This is a genomic window from Klebsiella sp. HMSC09D12 (assembly GCF_001808475.1).
In the GTDB taxonomy this organism is placed as follows: domain Bacteria; phylum Pseudomonadota; class Gammaproteobacteria; order Enterobacterales; family Enterobacteriaceae; genus Klebsiella; species Klebsiella oxytoca.
Genome location: NZ_KV793386.1, coordinates 20,960 through 38,286, shown reverse-complemented (window position 1 = coordinate 38,286; position 17,327 = coordinate 20,960). Strand labels below are relative to the sequence as shown.

Annotated in this window: 17 protein-coding genes; 6 read left to right on the top strand and 11 right to left on the bottom strand. The window is 53.8% G+C overall.

The window, feature by feature from the left end:
• The first annotated feature begins 198 nt into the window (after positions 1–198).
• Entirely contained in the window at positions 199–945 is a 747-nt protein-coding gene (gene phoC / locus HMPREF3178_RS02105) for an acid phosphatase PhoC (RefSeq protein WP_004101298.1), read from the top strand.
• A 231-nt stretch (positions 946–1,176) separates the two neighbouring features.
• Here phoC and HMPREF3178_RS02100 read toward each other — a convergent pair whose 3' ends face one another.
• Complete coding sequence (locus HMPREF3178_RS02100; protein ID WP_004101297.1) at positions 1,177–1,728, bottom strand: NAD(P)H nitroreductase; 552 nt, start codon at positions 1,726–1,728, stop codon at positions 1,177–1,179.
• A gap of 166 nt (positions 1,729–1,894) precedes the next feature.
• Here HMPREF3178_RS02100 and sppA point away from each other — a divergent pair, with 166 nt between their 5' ends.
• The 3 genes from sppA (at position 1,895) to pncA (ending at position 5,670) form a co-directional block, all read left to right on the top strand.
• A complete protein-coding gene (gene sppA, locus HMPREF3178_RS02095) occupies positions 1,895–3,748 on the top strand; it encodes a signal peptide peptidase SppA (protein ID WP_017146089.1) in 1,854 nt (617 codons plus the stop codon).
• 253 nt (positions 3,749–4,001) lie between these two features.
• Positions 4,002–5,018: an asparaginase gene (gene ansA / locus HMPREF3178_RS02090; RefSeq protein ID WP_004101295.1), complete on the top strand. Its 1,017-nt coding sequence runs from the start codon at positions 4,002–4,004 to the stop codon at positions 5,016–5,018.
• A gap of 10 nt (positions 5,019–5,028) precedes the next feature.
• Entirely contained in the window at positions 5,029–5,670 is a 642-nt protein-coding gene (gene pncA, locus HMPREF3178_RS02085) for a bifunctional nicotinamidase/pyrazinamidase (RefSeq protein ID WP_017146090.1), read from the top strand.
• Between the two features lie 37 nt (positions 5,671–5,707).
• On the opposite strand, the gene HMPREF3178_RS02080 is transcribed toward pncA, so the two are convergent.
• The 8 genes from HMPREF3178_RS02080 to HMPREF3178_RS02045 form a co-directional block, all read right to left on the bottom strand.
• Entirely contained in the window at positions 5,708–7,066 is a 1,359-nt protein-coding gene (locus HMPREF3178_RS02080; RefSeq protein ID WP_004101293.1) for an MFS transporter, read from the bottom strand.
• 141 nt (positions 7,067–7,207) lie between these two features.
• Positions 7,208–7,966 carry a DeoR/GlpR family DNA-binding transcription regulator gene (locus HMPREF3178_RS02075; RefSeq protein WP_004101292.1) on the bottom strand — a complete coding sequence of 253 codons (759 nt, stop codon included), beginning with the start codon at positions 7,964–7,966 and terminating at the stop codon, positions 7,208–7,210.
• 135 nt (positions 7,967–8,101) lie between these two features.
• Positions 8,102–9,085 (bottom strand): NADH-dependent methylglyoxal reductase, encoded by a 984-nt coding sequence (locus HMPREF3178_RS02070; protein WP_016808484.1) that lies wholly within the window; start codon positions 9,083–9,085, stop codon positions 8,102–8,104.
• A gap of 9 nt (positions 9,086–9,094) precedes the next feature.
• Positions 9,095–10,042 carry a sugar kinase gene (locus HMPREF3178_RS02065; RefSeq protein ID WP_017146092.1) on the bottom strand — a complete coding sequence of 316 codons (948 nt, stop codon included), beginning with the start codon at positions 10,040–10,042 and terminating at the stop codon, positions 9,095–9,097.
• Positions 10,043–10,046: 4 nt separating this feature from the next.
• Positions 10,047–10,883, bottom strand: a complete 837-nt coding sequence (locus HMPREF3178_RS02060; protein ID WP_016808483.1) for a ketose-bisphosphate aldolase — start codon at positions 10,881–10,883, stop codon at positions 10,047–10,049.
• A 24-nt stretch (positions 10,884–10,907) separates the two neighbouring features.
• Complete coding sequence (locus HMPREF3178_RS02055; RefSeq protein WP_070584984.1) at positions 10,908–11,951, bottom strand: NAD(P)-dependent alcohol dehydrogenase; 1,044 nt, start codon at positions 11,949–11,951, stop codon at positions 10,908–10,910.
• Between the two features lie 17 nt (positions 11,952–11,968).
• Positions 11,969–13,348: an MFS transporter gene (locus HMPREF3178_RS02050; RefSeq protein WP_017146094.1), complete on the bottom strand. Its 1,380-nt coding sequence runs from the start codon at positions 13,346–13,348 to the stop codon at positions 11,969–11,971.
• Positions 13,349–13,374: 26 nt separating this feature from the next.
• Complete coding sequence (locus tag HMPREF3178_RS02045; RefSeq protein WP_017146095.1) at positions 13,375–14,451, bottom strand: zinc-binding dehydrogenase; 1,077 nt, start codon at positions 14,449–14,451, stop codon at positions 13,375–13,377.
• A gap of 323 nt (positions 14,452–14,774) precedes the next feature.
• On the opposite strand from HMPREF3178_RS02045, the gene HMPREF3178_RS02040 reads away from it, so the two are divergent.
• Complete coding sequence (locus tag HMPREF3178_RS02040; RefSeq protein ID WP_004101274.1) at positions 14,775–16,028, top strand: chitinase ChiD; 1,254 nt, start codon at positions 14,775–14,777, stop codon at positions 16,026–16,028.
• 100 nt (positions 16,029–16,128) lie between these two features.
• Positions 16,129–16,473 carry an HNH nuclease YajD gene (yajD, locus tag HMPREF3178_RS02035; RefSeq protein WP_004101273.1) on the top strand — a complete coding sequence of 115 codons (345 nt, stop codon included), beginning with the start codon at positions 16,129–16,131 and terminating at the stop codon, positions 16,471–16,473.
• 49 nt (positions 16,474–16,522) lie between these two features.
• On the opposite strand, the gene HMPREF3178_RS02030 is transcribed toward yajD, so the two are convergent.
• A complete protein-coding gene (locus HMPREF3178_RS02030; protein ID WP_004101272.1) occupies positions 16,523–16,798 on the bottom strand; it encodes a YeaC family protein in 276 nt (91 codons plus the stop codon).
• Between the two features lie 43 nt (positions 16,799–16,841).
• Entirely contained in the window at positions 16,842–17,255 is a 414-nt protein-coding gene (msrB, locus tag HMPREF3178_RS02025; protein ID WP_004101271.1) for a peptide-methionine (R)-S-oxide reductase MsrB, read from the bottom strand.
• Positions 17,256–17,327 lie beyond the last annotated feature (72 nt).

Sequence of the window (17,327 nt, the reverse complement as noted above, 5' to 3'; positions counted from 1 at the left end):
TGGTAGCGCCCAAATGGCGGAGTGGTAAGTGCGACAGTCCGAAATCGCGTATGGTTGCTCATTAAGCAGACAAAAAACCGATTTTGCGATGCGGGCCCGCTTTTTCGTCGTCATTTTACCCTTTACTAAAAAATGACAGAAATGTAACAACAAAAAATTCTGTTTTGTCTGGACATATAACAACGTAAGGAAGTTTTCATGAAAAAGCGTGTTCTCGCCCTTTGCCTGGCCAGTTTCTTCTCCATCAACGCTTTCGCCCTGGTTCCCGCCGGTAACGACGTCACCACCAAACCGGATCTCTACTACCTGACCAATGCGCAGGCTATCGACAGCCTCGCGCTGCTACCGCCGCCGCCGGAGGTGGGCAGTATCGCGTTTTTAAACGATCAGGCCATGTATGAGAAGGGACGCCTGCTGCGCGGCACCGAGCGCGGCAAACTGGCGGCGGAAGACGCAAACCTGAGCGGCGGCGGCGTCGCCAACGCCTTCTCGGGTGCCTTCGGCTCGCCCATTACCGCCAAAGATGCGCCGGAGCTGCACAAGCTGCTCACCAATATGATTGAAGATGCCGGCGACCTGGCCACGCGAGGGGCGAAGGAGAAATACATGCGCATTCGCCCCTTTGCGTTTTACGGAGTCGCCACCTGTAACACCAAGGAACAGGATACGCTATCGAAAAACGGCTCCTACCCCTCCGGCCACACCTCTATCGGCTGGGCCACCGCGCTGGTGCTGGCTGAGATTAATCCGCAGCGGCAAAATGAAATTCTTAAGCGCGGCTTTGAGCTGGGCGAAAGCCGGGTGATCTGCGGCTATCACTGGCAGAGCGACGTCGACGCGGCGCGGATTGTCGGTTCGGCGGTGGTTGCCACGCTGCATACCAACCCGGCCTTCCAGCAGCAGCTTCAGAAAGCGAAAGACGAATTCGCCAAACGGCAGAAGTAACCTCATCGCTGTTAAATTCCCGGAGGCGGCGCTTGACGCGCCTTATCCGGGCTACGGGTTCCCAGCCGTCCGCGGTTTGGTCGCCCGGGCAGATGCGCCAGCACCGCCTCCGGGAAAGGTGTCGAGCCTGGTACACTGGTACGGCTTCCACCCGACTCGCGCTGCGCTTAGCGGGGCTACAATCCCGGAGGCGGCGGTGAGCCGGGCCCGCCCGGCATAACGAGAATGGACTCAGAAGCGCGTCACGAACGGCGCGGTATCCGGCAAAGTGATGGTGGTTGAAGCTTTGAGCTGCGGCGTTCCCAGATAAAGAAAGCCCACGATTTTATCCTGCTCGCGGCAGGCAAACCCTTCACGGACGACCGGGCTCTCGGTTAATGCGCCGCTGCGCCAGATACCGTTAAAACCCTGCGCCACGGCCGCCATCTGCATGGCCATCACCGCGCAGCCCGCCGACATCTCTTGTTCCCACCTGGGGACCTTCGGATGATCTTCACAGCGCGCCACCACCGCAATAATCAGCGGCGCGCGGAACGGCGCGCTGCGCGCTTTTTCAATCGCCTTTTCATCTCCGCCTGCCGCCACGGCGCCTTTTTCCAGCAGCTGGCTGAAGCGCTCGCGCCCATCATCGGCAATAATGAAGAAGCGCCACGGCTGTAGCGTTCCGTGGTCCGGCGCGCGCAGCCCCGCGCGAAGGATGTTTTCCAGCTGTTCGCCAGCCGGCGCCGGATCGGTCAAACGTGAAGCGCTGCGGCGATTAACCAGTAGTTCGAGAGCATCCATCTGTGTAACTCCTGTGATGTCATTTTTCATAAAATTAACATGCACAAGGATTTTGTTACAGCCCAGCGGGTGATTCCTGCTGACAACCGTCGGCACTCTCATTAGGATAGCCAGACGCGGCAGCCCCTGCGGCTTGCCCTATTTTGATAATGGTTAGGGAGAATACATGCGAACTCTTTGGCGACTGCTCGCCGGAATCTTTAAATGGACATGGCGAGTGCTCAACTTCATTCGCCAGCTCGCACTGAACGTGGTTTTCCTTGTGCTGGTGCTGGCCTGCGTCGGTATCTGGGCCCAGTTCAGCAGTAACACAACAGAGCATACCACTCGCGGCGCGCTGCTGATGGATATCACCGGCGTGGTGGTCGATAAACCTTCGGCCAGCAGCAAACTTGGGGTCATTGGCCGTCAACTGTTTGGCGCCAGCTCGGATCGCCTACAGGAAAACTCGCTGTTTGATATTGTGCAGACAATTCGCCAGGCGAAAGACGACCGCAATATCACCGGCATCGTGCTGGATCTGAAAAACTTTGCCGGCGGCGATCAGCCATCGATGCAGTACATCGGTAAAGCGCTGCGCGAATTCCGCGATAGCGGCAAACCGGTCTACGCCATTGGCAGCAGCTACAGCCAGGGGCAGTATTATCTGGCCAGCTTCGCCAATAAAATCTGGCTTTCGCCGCAGGGCGAAGTGGATCTGCATGGTTTCGCGACCAACGGCCTGTACTACAAATCGCTGCTCGACAAACTCAAAGTATCGACCCACGTTTTCCGCGTCGGCACTTATAAATCAGCGGTAGAGCCGTTTATCCGCGATGATATGTCCCCGGCAGCGCGCGAGGCGGATAGCCGTTGGATTGGCGAACTGTGGCAAAACTACCTCAGCACCATCGCCGCCAACCGCCAGATCTCCGCACAGCAGCTGTTCCCTGGCGCTCAGGGGGTCCTCGACGGTCTGCGTAAAGTTGATGGCGACACCGCCAGGTACGCGCTGGATAACAAGCTGGTTGACGAGCTTGGCACCTCTACCGAAGTGGAGAAAGCGCTGACTAAGCAGTTTGGCTGGAGCAAAGCGGATAATAACTACAGCGCGATCAGCTACTACGACTACACCGTGAAAACGCCTGCCGATAAAGGCTCCGCGATAGCGGTTATCTTTGCTAACGGCGCGATTATGGATGGCGAGGAAACGCCGGGTAACGTCGGCGGCGACACTACCGCTGCGCAGATCCGCGACGCCCGCCTCGATCCGAAAGTGAAAGCTATCGTACTGCGGGTAAACAGCCCTGGCGGCAGCGTCAGCGCCTCGGAGGTGATTCGCGAAGAGCTGGCGGCGGCAAAAGCGGCCGGCAAACCGGTGGTGGTATCGATGGGCGGCATGGCGGCCTCCGGCGGCTACTGGATCTCCACCCCGGCGGATTATATCGTCGCGAACCCCAGCACCCTGACCGGTTCTATCGGTATCTTTGGGGTAATTAACACCGTCGAAAATACGCTCGGCTCGATTGGCGTTCATACCGATGGCGTGGCCACCTCTCCGCTGGCCGATGTCTCCACCACTAAAGCGCTTCCGCCGGAAGTACAACAGCTGATGCAGCTCAGCATCGAAAACGGCTATAAGCGCTTTATCACCCTGGTGGCGAACGCGCGTAAGAGCACGCCGGAAAAAATCGACCAAATCGCCCAGGGCCACGTCTGGACCGGTGAAGATGCGAAAGCAAACGGTCTGGTCGACAGCCTTGGCGACTTTGACGACGCGGTGGCAAAAGCCGCAGAGCTGGCGAAGCTGAAAGAGTGGCATATCAATTATTATCAGGAAGAGCCGACCTTCTTCTCGATGGTGGTCGATAGCCTGACCGGTTCCGTTCGCGCGGCGCTGCCGGCGGCGGTTCAGGCTTATTTGCCTGCGCCGGTGGCCGCTGCGGCTAATGCAGTGAAAAACGAAAGCGACAAGCTGGCGGCCTTTAATGATCCGCAGAATCGCTACGCCTTCTGCTTGACCTGCGGCAATATTCGTTAATCCTCCGCCGCCCCATTCCACGGGGCGGCATTTTTCACTTCATCCTTCCCGCCGCCTCTTTCCTGGCTACGCGCAGCAACGCTGGCCCCATAGTCACTATGCTCCCATAGATTTCATTGCTTGCCGCCTCGATGCAGCGTAAATGTTTTTGTGTCAGGCAAGCCATGCAATACACGAAAGCAGCCGACGCCCCTGCAACTTGCGGCGTGACGGGTATATACTGCGCCTGTCTACGTTTAACCTAAGCGATGCTATGCAGAAGAAATCTATCTACGTTGCCTATACTGGCGGCACCATTGGTATGCAGCGTTCTGAACACGGCTACATTCCCGTTTCCGGCCATCTCCAGCGCCAGCTGGCTTTAATGCCCGAGTTTCACCGTCCGGAGATGCCGGACTTCACCATTCATGAATATGCTCCGCTGATGGACTCCTCCGATATGACGCCGGAAGACTGGCAGCATATCGCCGAGGATATTCGCGATCGTTATGACCAGTACGACGGTTTCGTGATCCTGCACGGTACGGATACCATGGCGTTTACCGCTTCGGCGCTCTCCTTCATGCTGGAGAATCTGGGGAAACCGGTCATTGTGACAGGGTCACAAATTCCGCTCGCTGAGCTACGCTCCGACGGGCAGATTAATCTCCTCAATGCCCTGTACGTCGCCGCCAACTATCCGATTAACGAAGTGTCGTTGTTCTTCAACAACCGTCTCTACCGCGGCAACCGTACAACAAAGGCACACGCCGACGGATTTAACGCCTTCGCTTCGCCAAACCTGGCGCCGCTGCTGGAAGCCGGGATCCATATTCGCCGTCTCGGCACCCCTCCCGCACCGCACGGCAGCGGTGAGCTGGTGGTTCACCCTATCACGCCGCAGCCGATTGGCGTGGTGACCATTTATCCCGGCATCTCCGCCGACGTCGTGCGCAATTTCCTGCGCCAGCCGGTCAAAGCGCTGATCCTGCGCTCATATGGCGTCGGTAACGCGCCGCAGAACGGCGAATTTATTCAGGTCCTGGCTGAAGCCAGCCAGCGCGGTATCGTGGTGATTAACCTGACCCAATGTATGTCCGGCAAGGTGAATATGGGCGGTTACGCCACCGGTAACGCGCTGGCTCAGGCCGGGGTGATTAGCGGTTTTGATATGACCGTCGAAGCCACGCTGACCAAGCTACACTATTTATTGAGTCAGGATCTGGACGTTGCGGCTATCCGTCGCGCAATGCAGGAGAACCTGCGCGGCGAACTGACCCCCGATGAGTAAGGAGAAACACATGACCCAGCGCGCGCTGCTACTGGTCGATCTACAAAATGATTTCTGCGCCGGTGGCGCACTTGCGGTTCCGCAGGGCGATAGTACGGTTGACGTCGCCAACCGGCTTATCGACTGGAGCCTGACGCGGGGCGAAACGGTGGTAGCCAGCCAGGACTGGCATCCGGCGAATCACGGCAGCTTTGCCAGCCAGCATCAGGTTGAACCCTATACCCAGGGCGAGCTCGACGGCCTGGCGCAAACTTTCTGGCCGGATCACTGCGTGCAAAACAGCGAAGGCGCGGCTCTGCATCCGCTGCTCAAACAGCAGCATATCGCCGCCGTCTTCCACAAAGGCGAAAATCCGGCCATAGATAGCTACAGCGCCTTTTTCGACAACGGCCACCGACAGAAAACGCAGCTTGATGCGTGGCTGCGCGAGCGCGATATTCGCGAACTCACTGTGCTGGGTCTGGCCACCGACTACTGCGTCAAGTTTACCGTGCTCGACGCTCTCAATCTGGGCTACAACGTCAACGTCATTACCGACGGCTGCCGCGGGGTGAATATTCAGCCGCACGACAGCAATCAGGCATTTATGGAGATGGCCGCCGCGGGCGCCACCCTCTATACCCTGGACGACTGGCTGGAAACCCACGCATAACCGGTGCCGACAGGCATTTTCCCTGTCGGCGCATTTCTCAGGCCAGCGTTGAAATCTCCTCCAGCGATATCTTGCGCGTTTCGATGCCAAAGCAGAACAGGATCAGCGCACAGAGTACCAGCATCACCCCGAGCACCATAAAAACCGTAATCGCGCCGTAGCGGGTCAGCAGGACAGCGACGCCGTAGGGAGTAAAGACGGCGACAATTCGCCCTACCGCGTTGACAAAGCCTGAACCGCGCAGCCGGAGATGCGTTGGCCACAGCTCCGGCACGTACACCGCCGAGGCAAAGCAGACGTACATATACAGGAAAAAGATCATCACCAGGCCATAGCTTAAGATGGCCCACTCTGCGGTTTGAATCGAATAGAAGTAGCCGAGCACCGCAATAATAATCAGCAGCGATGAGCCAAATAACCGCCGCGGAAAACGGTCGATAATCAGCGCGGCGATAAATATTCCCACCGGCGCGCCAATCATAATAATCGCGGTCATCAAGATTGACTTCGTCACGTCGATGCCCGAATTGACGAAAATTGTCGGGATCCACACCGTAATGGTATAGAGCGAAATATTCATGGCGATTAGCACCGTGATTGCCACCAGCGTGCGCCGCAGCATCTGGCCTTTAAACAGCAGCCAGAAAGAGCCGCTTTCCACACACACATCCGCCGTTTGATCCGCGCTTTGCCAGGCCGGTAAGGTGATGTTTTTCTCTCTCTCGATTTGCGACTCTACCTGCTGGAGATGCTTTTCAGCGGCGCTGCGCTGCCCTTTTCCGGCCAGCCAGCGGGGAGATTCAATAAAGTATCTTCCCGACAGATACCAGGCCAGCAGCATGGCTCCTCCGCCGAACAGAAACATCATCCGCCAGCTTAAAAAAGCAATCACCACGACGCCAATTGCCGCCGATAGCATAGGCGACCAATTGCCGACAAAGGAGAGCCGGGCGGACCATTTTCCACGTACCGCGGGCGGAATAAATTCGGTAAAGGAGGCATAGCCCACCATAATCAGCGCCCCCATTCCGCAGCCCATCAGACAGCGAAAAAAGATAAGCCAGTACATGTTGGGCACAAAGGTTGCCGCACAGGCAGAGACCCCGACGATCAGTAAATTCAGGCGAAATGCTTTACGTCGCCCGAGATAATCGCCTATAAAACCTCCGGTCAACGAACCAATAAAGTAGCCAAACATCAGCGCCGAGGTAAATGCGGCGTTGAGATAGTTATTTGACCAGCCATTGCTGACTAACTTTGCCAGCACCACGTTGCCGGAATAGCTGAGAAAACCGGTGATTAATAAACTAAAACTAATAATGCCAAAAATACGAAAATGAAATCGCGATAAAGGTAAGCGGTCTAATCTTGCGCCGATAGGGTCACATTGTTCCATCTGGATGCCTCAAATTCAGCTAAAATATAAAGTATGGCCATCGCGGCAGAATCATTTTTGCCGCGCCAGCCATCATCATTAAATTTTTATGGCATTATCCAGGTGCAAATTAAAATAATATCGATACAGCCAATCTTAATGTTAATAAACAAGTTGAATATTATTTTCTTTACAAAATGCAATCCACTGTGCACCCGGCGCCTTATTGGTGATAAGGTAATTAATATGGCTAAAATCCACGAGCTGGACGAATGCTTTGCGATCGAATTTTGAATGATCGACCAGCAAAGCGACTTCGGTCGCCTGGCGGATCATGGTTTTCTTAATTTCCGCTTCCGCTTCGTTAGAGTCCAGCGCCCCGCTCTGCATATCCAGCCCTTTGCAGCTCATCACCATAATATCAACATGATAGCGGCTAATAATTTCCTTAGTGATCCTTCCCTGCAGCGACAGCGTATTCTTATTGAGCTCGCCGCCGGTAGATACCACGTTGATTTCAGACTGTGCCAGCTCATGAAAGGCTTCCGCCGAGTTGGTTAACAGCGTGAGATCGTTTCTCTCTTTCAACAGCTTTAATAACTCCATCGCGGTACTGCTGGAGTCGGCAGCCATGGTGGTTTTATTCTTTATAAACGGTAATGCATTGCGGGCAATGATCTGCTTCTCTTCTAAAAAAGATTTAGCGCGTTTATAAAAATGAATATTGTCAGCTAAAGCATTGGTATTTAATACAGCGCCGCCGTACGTGCGGGTCAAATAACCTTCATCTTCGAGCTTTTCCAGATCGCGACGGATGGTTTCCTCAGTGACCTGAAAAATTGCGCTTAAATTAGAAACCGCTACTTTCTTATCATTAGCCACCATTTGCTTTATGGCCTGAATCCTGTCTTTTGCCGCCACGATGACACCTCTGTTTCCTGCAAAGTCATAATAAGATTCTAGTATCGCACAGGCCATGTTTATTTTCAAAAGAACCTGTCTGAATCACAGATTTAATACTCTTTTACACAGAAACAGAGGTCCGCGTCTTATCTCTTATTTAGGATCCAGCGCTTCCGCCATTCGCCTCATCAATAATGAATCATCATCGGTCAGAGCGATGTTCAGCGCATCGACATTCTCGCGCACCTGCTCGGGCGCCGTAGCGCCGCTCAGCAGGGTAATGAGATCGCTTTGCTTTAATATCCACGCCAGCGCCAGCGCGGGGATGGTACAGCGATATTTTTCGCATAGCGGCTGCCATTGCTCAAGCATATCAATCACGCGCAGCATATTTTCCCGCTGGAACCAGACCTTATTGGCCCGCGCACCGCTGGGAATATAATCACGGCCGATAGTCCCGGTCAGTAGCCCCTGCTCAAGCGGCGAGTAGACCTGCACTACAATGCCGTTCTGTTGACAGAGCGGCAGTAGCTCGGCCTCCAGCGCCCGGTCAAGAATGCTGTACTTGGCCTGCACGATATCCAGCTCGCCGTGCTTGAGGTACTCTCTGATATGCCCGGCATCTACGTTCGCCGCGCCGATAGAGCGAATTTTCCCCTCTTTCTTAAGCGCGTTCAGTGTGGCTACGGTCTCCGCAATTGGCGTAAAGCAGGGCTCTACCGACTGCCAGTGGGTCATATAGATATCAATAGTATCGATGCCCAGCCTTTGCAGGCTGGCCTCCACCTCTTTGCGAATCGACTCGGGCGTCAGGTTTTTATACAGCTGGCGATCGCCCACCTTATTAAACAGGCTGCCCGTGCGCTCCCAGACGATACCGCATTTGGTTTCGACAACGACTTCGCGGCGCGGCAGCTGTTTAAGCGCCTGGCCAACAATCACTTCGCTGTTGCCAAAGTTGTAGCCTGGCGCGGTATCAATCAGATTGATCCCGCAGCGATGCGCCTCAACAATGGTGTCGATACATATCTGCAGATCGAGATCGCCGTTCCACGCCGGGCCGCCGCCAATGGCCCATGTGCCTAATCCCATTCGGGAAAGCGTGATATCCGTACTGCCTAAAGAAATCATTTTCATCTGCTGCTATTACCCTTCATATTCGTCGAGAAGTTGTTCAACCAGCGTTCTGTTCTTCACGCCCGTCGTGGCGCCTACGCTCAGCACCGAGATCGCCGCCGTGGCGTTAGCAAACAACGCGCACTCGCGCAGCGGTTTGCCTTCAAGCAGCGCGGAGATAAATCCCGAGGCAAAATTATCCCCTGCGCCAATGGTGTCGATGGCGGTAATGCCTGAAACCGCCGGCACTTCCAGCTTCATATCGGCACGCTTAATAAAGCAGCCTCGCTTGCCGGTCTTAATAACCACCGTTTTCACCCCGCAGTTCAGGAAGCTATCGGCGATCTCATCCAGCGTCTCTTTGCCGGTGAGCAGTTTTGCCTCGGCATAATTGGGAAACAGATAATCGACGTAGCTCAGCGCCTGGCGAATATCGTTCAGAGTTTCGTTAAGCCGCGGCTTAATCATATCGGCGCAAATAATTAACCCGTGCGCTTTGGCCTGAGTGAATATCTCCGTTAACGCTTTACCATCGAGCAGCGGGCTATTAAAAATGCTCGCCAGCGACAGCAGTTTTGCCTGAGAAAAGCGGCCAAAGTCCACATCGTTAATATTCAGCTTCCACAGACTACCATTGCGGTTAGTCACAAAAGTACGCTCGCCATCGGCGGTGACCAGCCCCACATTAATGGAGGTATCGATTTCGCCATCCTGCTTCAGGCTGTGGATATCAATATTCTCCCGGCGACAGTGTGCAAGAATAAAATTTCCCGCCGCGTCGTCCCCTACCCGACTCATTAATGCCGTTCGATGACCGAGTCGGGAAATAATGGTTGCCTCGTTAATTGCGTCCCCCCCGGTGGTCATGGCGATGCGTTCTAAGGGATATGAGTCAACATCAAAGATATTTTTGCTCACCGGCTGCAGGGGAATATCAACAATGGCCGCGCCTATACAAATAACCTCGATATTATCCATGTTGTCATTCCGCTTTACCGTCAGAGCCAAACAGTTTGATTTTCTCCAGCGCGCGCGTTTTGACCGCTTTGCGCACTTCGCGCTCAACGTGCAGGAACGGTTGATTCTGGTTCTCCTGCACTGCCGCCATCGCCGCCTGGCACAGTTCGGTATGAATGTTAATTTTGGAAATACCCAGTGAAATAGCCTGCTTAATATCCGCGTCGCTAATGCCGGATGCGCCGTGCAGTACCAGCGGAACGGATACCGCCTCGCGCACGCGTTTCACCACCTCAAAGTTGAGTTTCGGCTCTGAGGTATAGACCCCGTGCTGGTTACCAATCGCTACCGCCAGGGAATCGCAGCCGGTGCGCTCGACGAATTCCGCCGCTTGATCCGGATCGGTATAGTGATAGCCCGCCAGCGCTTCTTCGTAGACCGTTTCATTGCCCACGTGTCCCAGCTCCGCTTCGATCGGAATGCCCAGCGGATGGAAGAAGTCCACCGCTTCTTTGGTCAGACGAATATTCTCTTCGAAATCAAAGGCGGAAGCGTCGCGCATCAGGGAGTTCATGCCATGGGCCCACGCATTGTGGATAATTTCCATGCTGCGTCCGTGGTCCCAGTGCGCAATCACCGGTACCGAGGCCTTTTTGGCCATTGAAACCATCATATGCGAAAAATCTTCAAACGAGGTATTGCCCACAAATCCGGTGCCGAAAGAGATAATCACCGGCGATGTTGACTCTTCCGCGGCATCGATAACGCCCATCAGCATTTCGGCATTCCACACGTTAAAGTGGGCAATGGCATAATGTTTATTTTGCGCATCATTTTCCCAATATTTAATATCAGCCAGCATAGTTGTTTCTCCCTTTTTAATAAATTAATGGTTAACTCTAATAACGCCTTTAATAATCTCGCGTTTGTTATTAACAGATTCCTCAAACGCGCGCTGAACATCCTCGTAGTCGTAAATGTGCGTCACCATCGACTTCACATCGAAACGGCCGGAGGAGATAGCTTCAATAGTCACCGGGTAGCGGTTGGCATAGCGGAAAACGGTCTGAATCGATACTTCGCGGTTAATTTTCAGGAAGTTAATTGCCGAATCCCCGGGGACCGTACCGACGATCATGATTTTCCCTCCACGCATGACCAGATACGGTGCCTGCTTAACGGTGATGGCCGAACCGGCGGTTTCGAATACGATATCAGCCCCCATGTCGCCGGATAACTGCTGGCAGCGCGCGACGGTGTCCTCTTTTGCGCCGTTGATAACGACTTTGGCCCCGAGCTGTTCGGCCATGGCCAGGCGTTTTTCCAGCACATCAACCACCGTGATATCGGTAGCCCCCAGGCAAAGGCATGCCTGCAGGGTCATTAAACCAATACAGCCTGCGCCAAGAATGACGATTTTCTTGCCAGGCTTGACGTCCGCCAGCATTGCGGCATGCATGCCGACCGCCGCAGGCTCCACCAGCGCGCCTTCCATCGTGTCCATATTGTCGGGCAGCTTATAGGTGAAGCTCTCCGGATGGCACAGGTAGTGGGTTAACGCGCCGCGATAATTTGGCTGCGTGGCCATGAAATCAACGTCAGGGCAGATATTGTATTTCCCCTCCAGACAGTAGCGGCAGTGGCCGCACGGCACCCCGGGTTCAATATTCACCCGGTCGCCGGGTTTAAATTTGCTCACGCGGTTTCCCACCGCGACCACCGTACCGGCGCATTCGTGCCCCAGACCAATTTCCTGATTGGGATCTTTCGGCGGAATAAAGGGACCTGATTCGAAACCGTGAACATCTGAACCGCAAATACCAACGTATTCAATTTTGATCAGCACTTCATGTTCTTTGGGTACCGGAATATCAGTAGCGATGATTTTCATCATACCCGGCGTTTTTAAAATCGCTTTTGAATTATTCATTTTATTTTCCGTCAATATTATTTGCTGGTAACGGCATCAATACCGAGACTTTCGACAGAGACGCCTTTAGTTTCAATTCCGATTGTGGCGATAGCGACTGCAACAATAATGGAGACGGCCCCCAGCAGCACAAATACCCCGGTTACGCCATAGCCGTTAAGTAATACCGCCACCGCATAGGGTGCGGCGATACCGCTGATGCGCCCCACCGCGTTCGCCAGGCCTGAACCACGAAGCTTCGCTTCGGTCGGCCATATTTCCGGCACATAGACCGCTGAGGCGTAACAAACGTACATATAGACAAACGTAATCAGGAAGAAGCCAATTAACGTGATGAGCAGCATACTGGTTTGCAGAGAATAGATATATCCCAGCACGGCGATTAATACCAATAAGCCCACACCCATAGTTTTCCGCGGTATTTTATCCATCACCAGCATGGCGATGAAAATGCCAAACGGCGCGCCGAACATACTCATGGTGTTTAAAACGATCGAGTCTTTCAGATTAATGCCCTGTGTCATAAATATCGTCGGCAGCCAGTTAATCAAGGTATACTGGACGACATTCATGGCAATCAGGACGAAGGAGCCTAAAATAACCCGCTTGAGTAATACGCCGGTTAATAAGGCTGAATAAGGAACCGCGCGCGGCGCTTTACCATCATCTTCTATTACCACTGGCGGCAATGGCTTACCGGTTTGCTGCACGACCCTCTCTTCAATGGCCCGCATCACCTTTTCCGCTTCCGCGTAACGTCCGCGAGACTCCAGCCAGCGGGGCGATTCAGGGAAACTGCGCCAGGCAATAACGGTAGCAATTAGCGACAGCACCGCCGGGATCAGCAGCTGTACGCGCCAGTTCCATTCCGCGCTGATTAACGGCGTTAATCCCATCGCAATCAGCGAACAGAGCGGATAAGACCAGTTGCCGATAAACGAGACCCGACTGGACCAGGTGCCGCGATTTCTGCCAGGCATATATTCGGTGAATCCGGCAAATAAGGTCACCAGCAGCGCGCCTAACCCTACCCCCATGATAAAACGACAGGCAATCAGAAAGATCATATTCGGCGAAAACGCCCCAATGACCATGGCAATAATATGAATCGCTTCATACAGGATGAACGCATTTTTACGCCCGATCTTATCGCCGATAATGCCGCCACCGAGCGCGCCAAGAAACATTCCCGCCGTGGTAATGGCAGAAAACGTAGCGGTCGTGGAATTATCGGTCCAGCCCAGGTCTTTTAGCTGCGCGAGTATTAACCCGCCTACGGCATTACTCCAGCAGACAAGTAATCCGAAAGCGACCATGGCAAACATTGAAGCGTGCCAGCGGCAGTCGGGCAGGCGATCGAGCCTGGCGCCGCAGTGCGGTTTTGCTATCTGTTCCATCCGGGAACCTTCCTTTAATAAATGGGTTATTCATCAAAGTCGTAAGTCATGATGACCTTAATCGCGGTTTTATCGACCATGGCATCAAAACCTTCGCGCCACTGCGACAGGCCAATGCGATGAGTAATCATTGGTTTGACTTTGATCGCGCCGCTGGCGAGCAGGCGAATGGCGTTGCGCCAGGAGGTGGAGTCGTAAGCCATATGGCCGATGATGCTTTTGTTCCAGGCAGTGATGTCGTTGATGGAGAAGTCCAGCGGTTTGAAGCCCATCCCCACGCGGACCACTTCACCGTTGGGGCGCAGCATTTCGATAGACTGTTTGAGGGCAATGTTGGCGCCTGAACATTCGATAACCAGACCGAGATTATCTTTGCCGCAAATTTCCTGACAGCGCGCAACCACATCTTCGCTCGAACCGTTGACCACCGCCGTCGCGCCCAACGCTTTAGCGATGGGGAAACGCACCGCGACGTCCTCTTCCAGCCCGACCATCACGATATTGACGGCCCCCATGATGCGCGCCATCTGTACGGCAAAGAGCCCTAGCGGACCGGTACCGAAAACCACCACGTCCTGACCGGGGAGAAATTTGGATTGTTGAGCGATAGATTTATAGGCGTTACAGATAGGATCCAGCACCGCCGCTTCTTCGTAATCAATGCCCGGCGGGATTTCCCACAGCGCGTGGCGATGAATTTTGAGGATCTCCCCCGGCACCAGGCAGTATTTCGAAAAGCCGCCGCCCCAGGTATTGTTATCAAGACCTAAATTAACTTTTTCTGTACAACACAGAAAATCACCTTGTTCGCAGGCCGGACACACGCCGCAGACGTGCCCGCTATTATCAGAAACCACCCGCTGGCCCACTTTCCAGTCCTTAACCTTTTCGCCGACCCGGACGATTTCACCGGCAAATTCGTGGCCGCGAATGGAGTTGAATTGGTCGGATCCGCTATCGACGTTGTAGTGCTTCATATCCGCGCCGCAAATGGCTGCCGCCTTGATTTCAATCACCACATCATCCGGACCGCAGACCGGTTCCGGAACATCAATCATCTTATAGCCGCCAAAGGCCTTACCAAATCTTGCCAGTGCTTTCATTGCGTCTTCCTTTGTTTGTGGTTTTGCATCAGTGGGAGCAATACTTAACCACGAAATCTTTAAGGTCAACATTAAATGTTTAAAACACAGATATTGATCTGCATTTCACAACTTAGATCACAAATACGGCAAAATGGATGGCGGGGAGAGATGTGAAGGAAAGCTTATGGCGTTGGCATGGCGCGGCTTCGCTGATGCAGCGTGAACCCCTTCGCAGTTTTGCGCAATGGAAGATGCTAGCCTGCACGAGCTGTTTTTTCGCCACGCCATTTCCGTGGCGTGTTTGTTTTACTAAGTCACTTTTCTGTCAAAGAGGATTTGCTATGAAACTTTTGCCTTTACTGGCAGCTTTACCCCTGCTCTGCGCGAGCGTCGCTTCTGCTAATACCCTGATGTCCGTCGGCTACTTTAACGGCGGCGGCGACGTCACTGCCGGACCTGGCGGCAATATCGATAAACTTGACGTCCGGCAGATTACCCATCTCAACTACTCGTTTGGTCTGATCTATAACGACGAAAAAGGTGAAACCAACGCGGCCCTGAAAGACCCCGGCAGGCTGCATCAAATCTGGCTGTCGCCAAAAGTGCAGGCTGATTTGCAGAAAATCCCGCATCTGCGCCAGCAGAATCCGAACCTGAAAGTTTTGCTTTCCGTCGGCGGCTGGGGAGCGCGCGGATTCTCCGGCGCGGCGGCGACAAAAGAAACCCGAGCGCTGTTTATTCAGTCGGCGCAGGAGATCATTGAAAAATATGGTCTTGATGGTATCGATCTGGACTGGGAGTATCCGGTCAACGGCGCATGGGGACTGGTCGACAGCCAACCGGCCGATCGCGATAATTTTACCGCCCTGCTGAAAGAGCTGCGCGCGGCGGTGGGCAATAAAAAACTGGTGACCATCGCCGTGGGCGCTAACGCGGAGAGTCCGAAGAGCTGGGTGGATGTCAAAGCGATAGCCCCCTCGCTCGACTACATCAACCTGATGACCTACGACATGGCTTACGGCACCCAGTACTTCAATTCCAACCTGTACGACTCCTCTCAATGGCCGACGGTCGCAGAAGCCGATAAGTACAGCGCTGATTTCGTGGTCAACAACTATCTTGCGGCGGGTTTGAAGCCCAGCCAGATGAACCTGGGGATTGGTTTCTATGGGCGGGTACCGAAACGCGCCGTCGAGCCGGGCATTGACTGGAGCAAACCAGATGCACAGAAAAATCCGGCAACGCAGCCTTATTTTGAGCCGCAGCAGGTCGAGCTGTTCAAAACGCTAGGCGTCGATCTGTCAAAAGATACCTACGTGAAATATAACGATATCGTGGCGAAGTTCATCAACGATCCGCAGAAGCGCTTTACTCAGCATTGGGATGATGAAGCGAAAGTGCCGTGGCTGTCGGTAACTTCCTCCGACGGTAAAGCGCTCTTTGCCCTCTCCTATGAGAACCCGCGTTCGGTGGCGATCAAAGCCGACTATATCAAGAGCAAAGGACTGGGAGGCGCGATGTTTTGGGAGTACGGCGCCGATGATCAAAACCAGCTAGCGAAACAGCTGGCCGAATCCCTGGGGATCAAACGCTGATCTGCGCGATGTCACCGCCTGCACAATAGGTTATGATAAGCACATTCCGCTGCGCCAGCTCCGGCGCAGCTTTTCATTTGCAACAGAAGGCATGGGTATTATGGCTTATATCCCGAAAAACTACGCCCGTCTGGAAGTCGGATATCGCGAAAAAGCGCTGAAGCTCTTCCCCTGGGTCTGCGGACGCTGCTCGCGTGAGTTTGTCTATTCGAATCTGCGTGAACTGACGGTACATCATATCGACCACGACCACTCCAATAACCCGGAAGATGGTAGCAACTGGGAGATGCTGTGCCTCTACTGCCACGATCATGAACACTCAAAATACACCGAGGCCGATCAGTATGGTTCAACGGTGGTGGCCGGCGAAGATGCGCAGAAAAGCGTCGGCGAAGCGAAATATAACCCTTTCGCCGATCTAAAAGCGATGATGAACAAGAAATAACGCTCAGCTGACGCTAAGCCCGGCGTTCAATTGGCCGGGCCGTTCAGACTCAGGATTTAAACGTCGCGATAGGTTGCGGCGAAATACCGAAGTCCACTTTCAACTGCTGTTTACTCTTCATCACCATCTGTCCGTTGGTGTCGATGGTCATATGCTGCGCGTCAACGTTATATCGGGCCTGCCAGAGCATCACCAGCTGCAGACAGTTCTCTTTCTGCTCGGCTGTTAACGCCACGCCGTCGGGCCATTTTCCCAGCTCCACCGCCGTCGCCAGACGCTGATACACTTCCGGCGTCATGCCGTCGATAATCCGTTCAATTTCCATCGTTCTCCCGCCCCGTGTTGGAATAATTTGCTGAATCGTTTTTTCAACCCTTGGTTTGCTCACCATTTTCATCATTGGTGAAGCTTAAAGAGGCCGAATTAACACAAAAACGCTCACCGGTAGGCTGCGGGCCATCCGGGAAGACGTGTCCAAGGTGAGCATCGCAGTTTCCGCAGCGAATTTCCGTGCGCTGCATACCGTGGGAGTAATCGTTAAGATAGCGAATAGCGTCATCGCTTACCGGCTCATAAAAGCTCGGCCAACCGCAGCCTGAATCATACTTGGATTGCGAGTTAAACAGCGGCGCGTCGCATACCAGGCAGTGGTAGACGCCATCGCGTTTGTTGTGGAGTAGCCGCCCGGTGAACGGCGGTTCAGTACCGTGATTCTGCGTCACGTAAAACTGCATCTCGCTCAAATTTTTTTTGAGCTCGTCCGAAGAGGGTTTATTCGACATTGGCTTGCTTCTCGCTGTGAAAGGACAACTTTTTCGGCTTAATTCTAACAAAATATTAACAATGAAGCGTGC

Bases quoted from the DNA above. Each gene is read 5' to 3' on its own strand.
- phoC (WP_004101298.1), top strand. From the start codon at position 199: ATGAAAAAGCGTGTTCTCGCCCTTTGCCTGGCCAGTTTCTTCTCCATC.
- HMPREF3178_RS02100 (WP_004101297.1), bottom strand. From the start codon at position 1,728: ATGGATGCTCTCGAACTACTGGTTAATCGCCGCAGCGCTTCACGTTTG.
- sppA (WP_017146089.1), top strand. From the start codon at position 1,895: ATGCGAACTCTTTGGCGACTGCTCGCCGGAATCTTTAAATGGACATGG.
- ansA (WP_004101295.1), top strand. From the start codon at position 4,002: ATGCAGAAGAAATCTATCTACGTTGCCTATACTGGCGGCACCATTGGT.
- pncA (WP_017146090.1), top strand. From the start codon at position 5,029: ATGACCCAGCGCGCGCTGCTACTGGTCGATCTACAAAATGATTTCTGC.
- HMPREF3178_RS02080 (WP_004101293.1), bottom strand. From the start codon at position 7,066: ATGGAACAATGTGACCCTATCGGCGCAAGATTAGACCGCTTACCTTTA.
- HMPREF3178_RS02070 (WP_016808484.1), bottom strand. From the start codon at position 9,085: ATGAAAATGATTTCTTTAGGCAGTACGGATATCACGCTTTCCCGAATG.
- HMPREF3178_RS02065 (WP_017146092.1), bottom strand. From the start codon at position 10,042: ATGGATAATATCGAGGTTATTTGTATAGGCGCGGCCATTGTTGATATT.
- HMPREF3178_RS02060 (WP_016808483.1), bottom strand. From the start codon at position 10,883: ATGCTGGCTGATATTAAATATTGGGAAAATGATGCGCAAAATAAACAT.
- HMPREF3178_RS02055 (WP_070584984.1), bottom strand. From the start codon at position 11,951: ATGAATAATTCAAAAGCGATTTTAAAAACGCCGGGTATGATGAAAATC.
- HMPREF3178_RS02050 (WP_017146094.1), bottom strand. From the start codon at position 13,348: ATGGAACAGATAGCAAAACCGCACTGCGGCGCCAGGCTCGATCGCCTG.
- HMPREF3178_RS02045 (WP_017146095.1), bottom strand. From the start codon at position 14,451: ATGAAAGCACTGGCAAGATTTGGTAAGGCCTTTGGCGGCTATAAGATG.
- HMPREF3178_RS02040 (WP_004101274.1), top strand. From the start codon at position 14,775: ATGAAACTTTTGCCTTTACTGGCAGCTTTACCCCTGCTCTGCGCGAGC.
- yajD (WP_004101273.1), top strand. From the start codon at position 16,129: ATGGCTTATATCCCGAAAAACTACGCCCGTCTGGAAGTCGGATATCGC.
- HMPREF3178_RS02030 (WP_004101272.1), bottom strand. From the start codon at position 16,798: ATGGAAATTGAACGGATTATCGACGGCATGACGCCGGAAGTGTATCAG.
- msrB (WP_004101271.1), bottom strand. From the start codon at position 17,255: ATGTCGAATAAACCCTCTTCGGACGAGCTCAAAAAAAATTTGAGCGAG.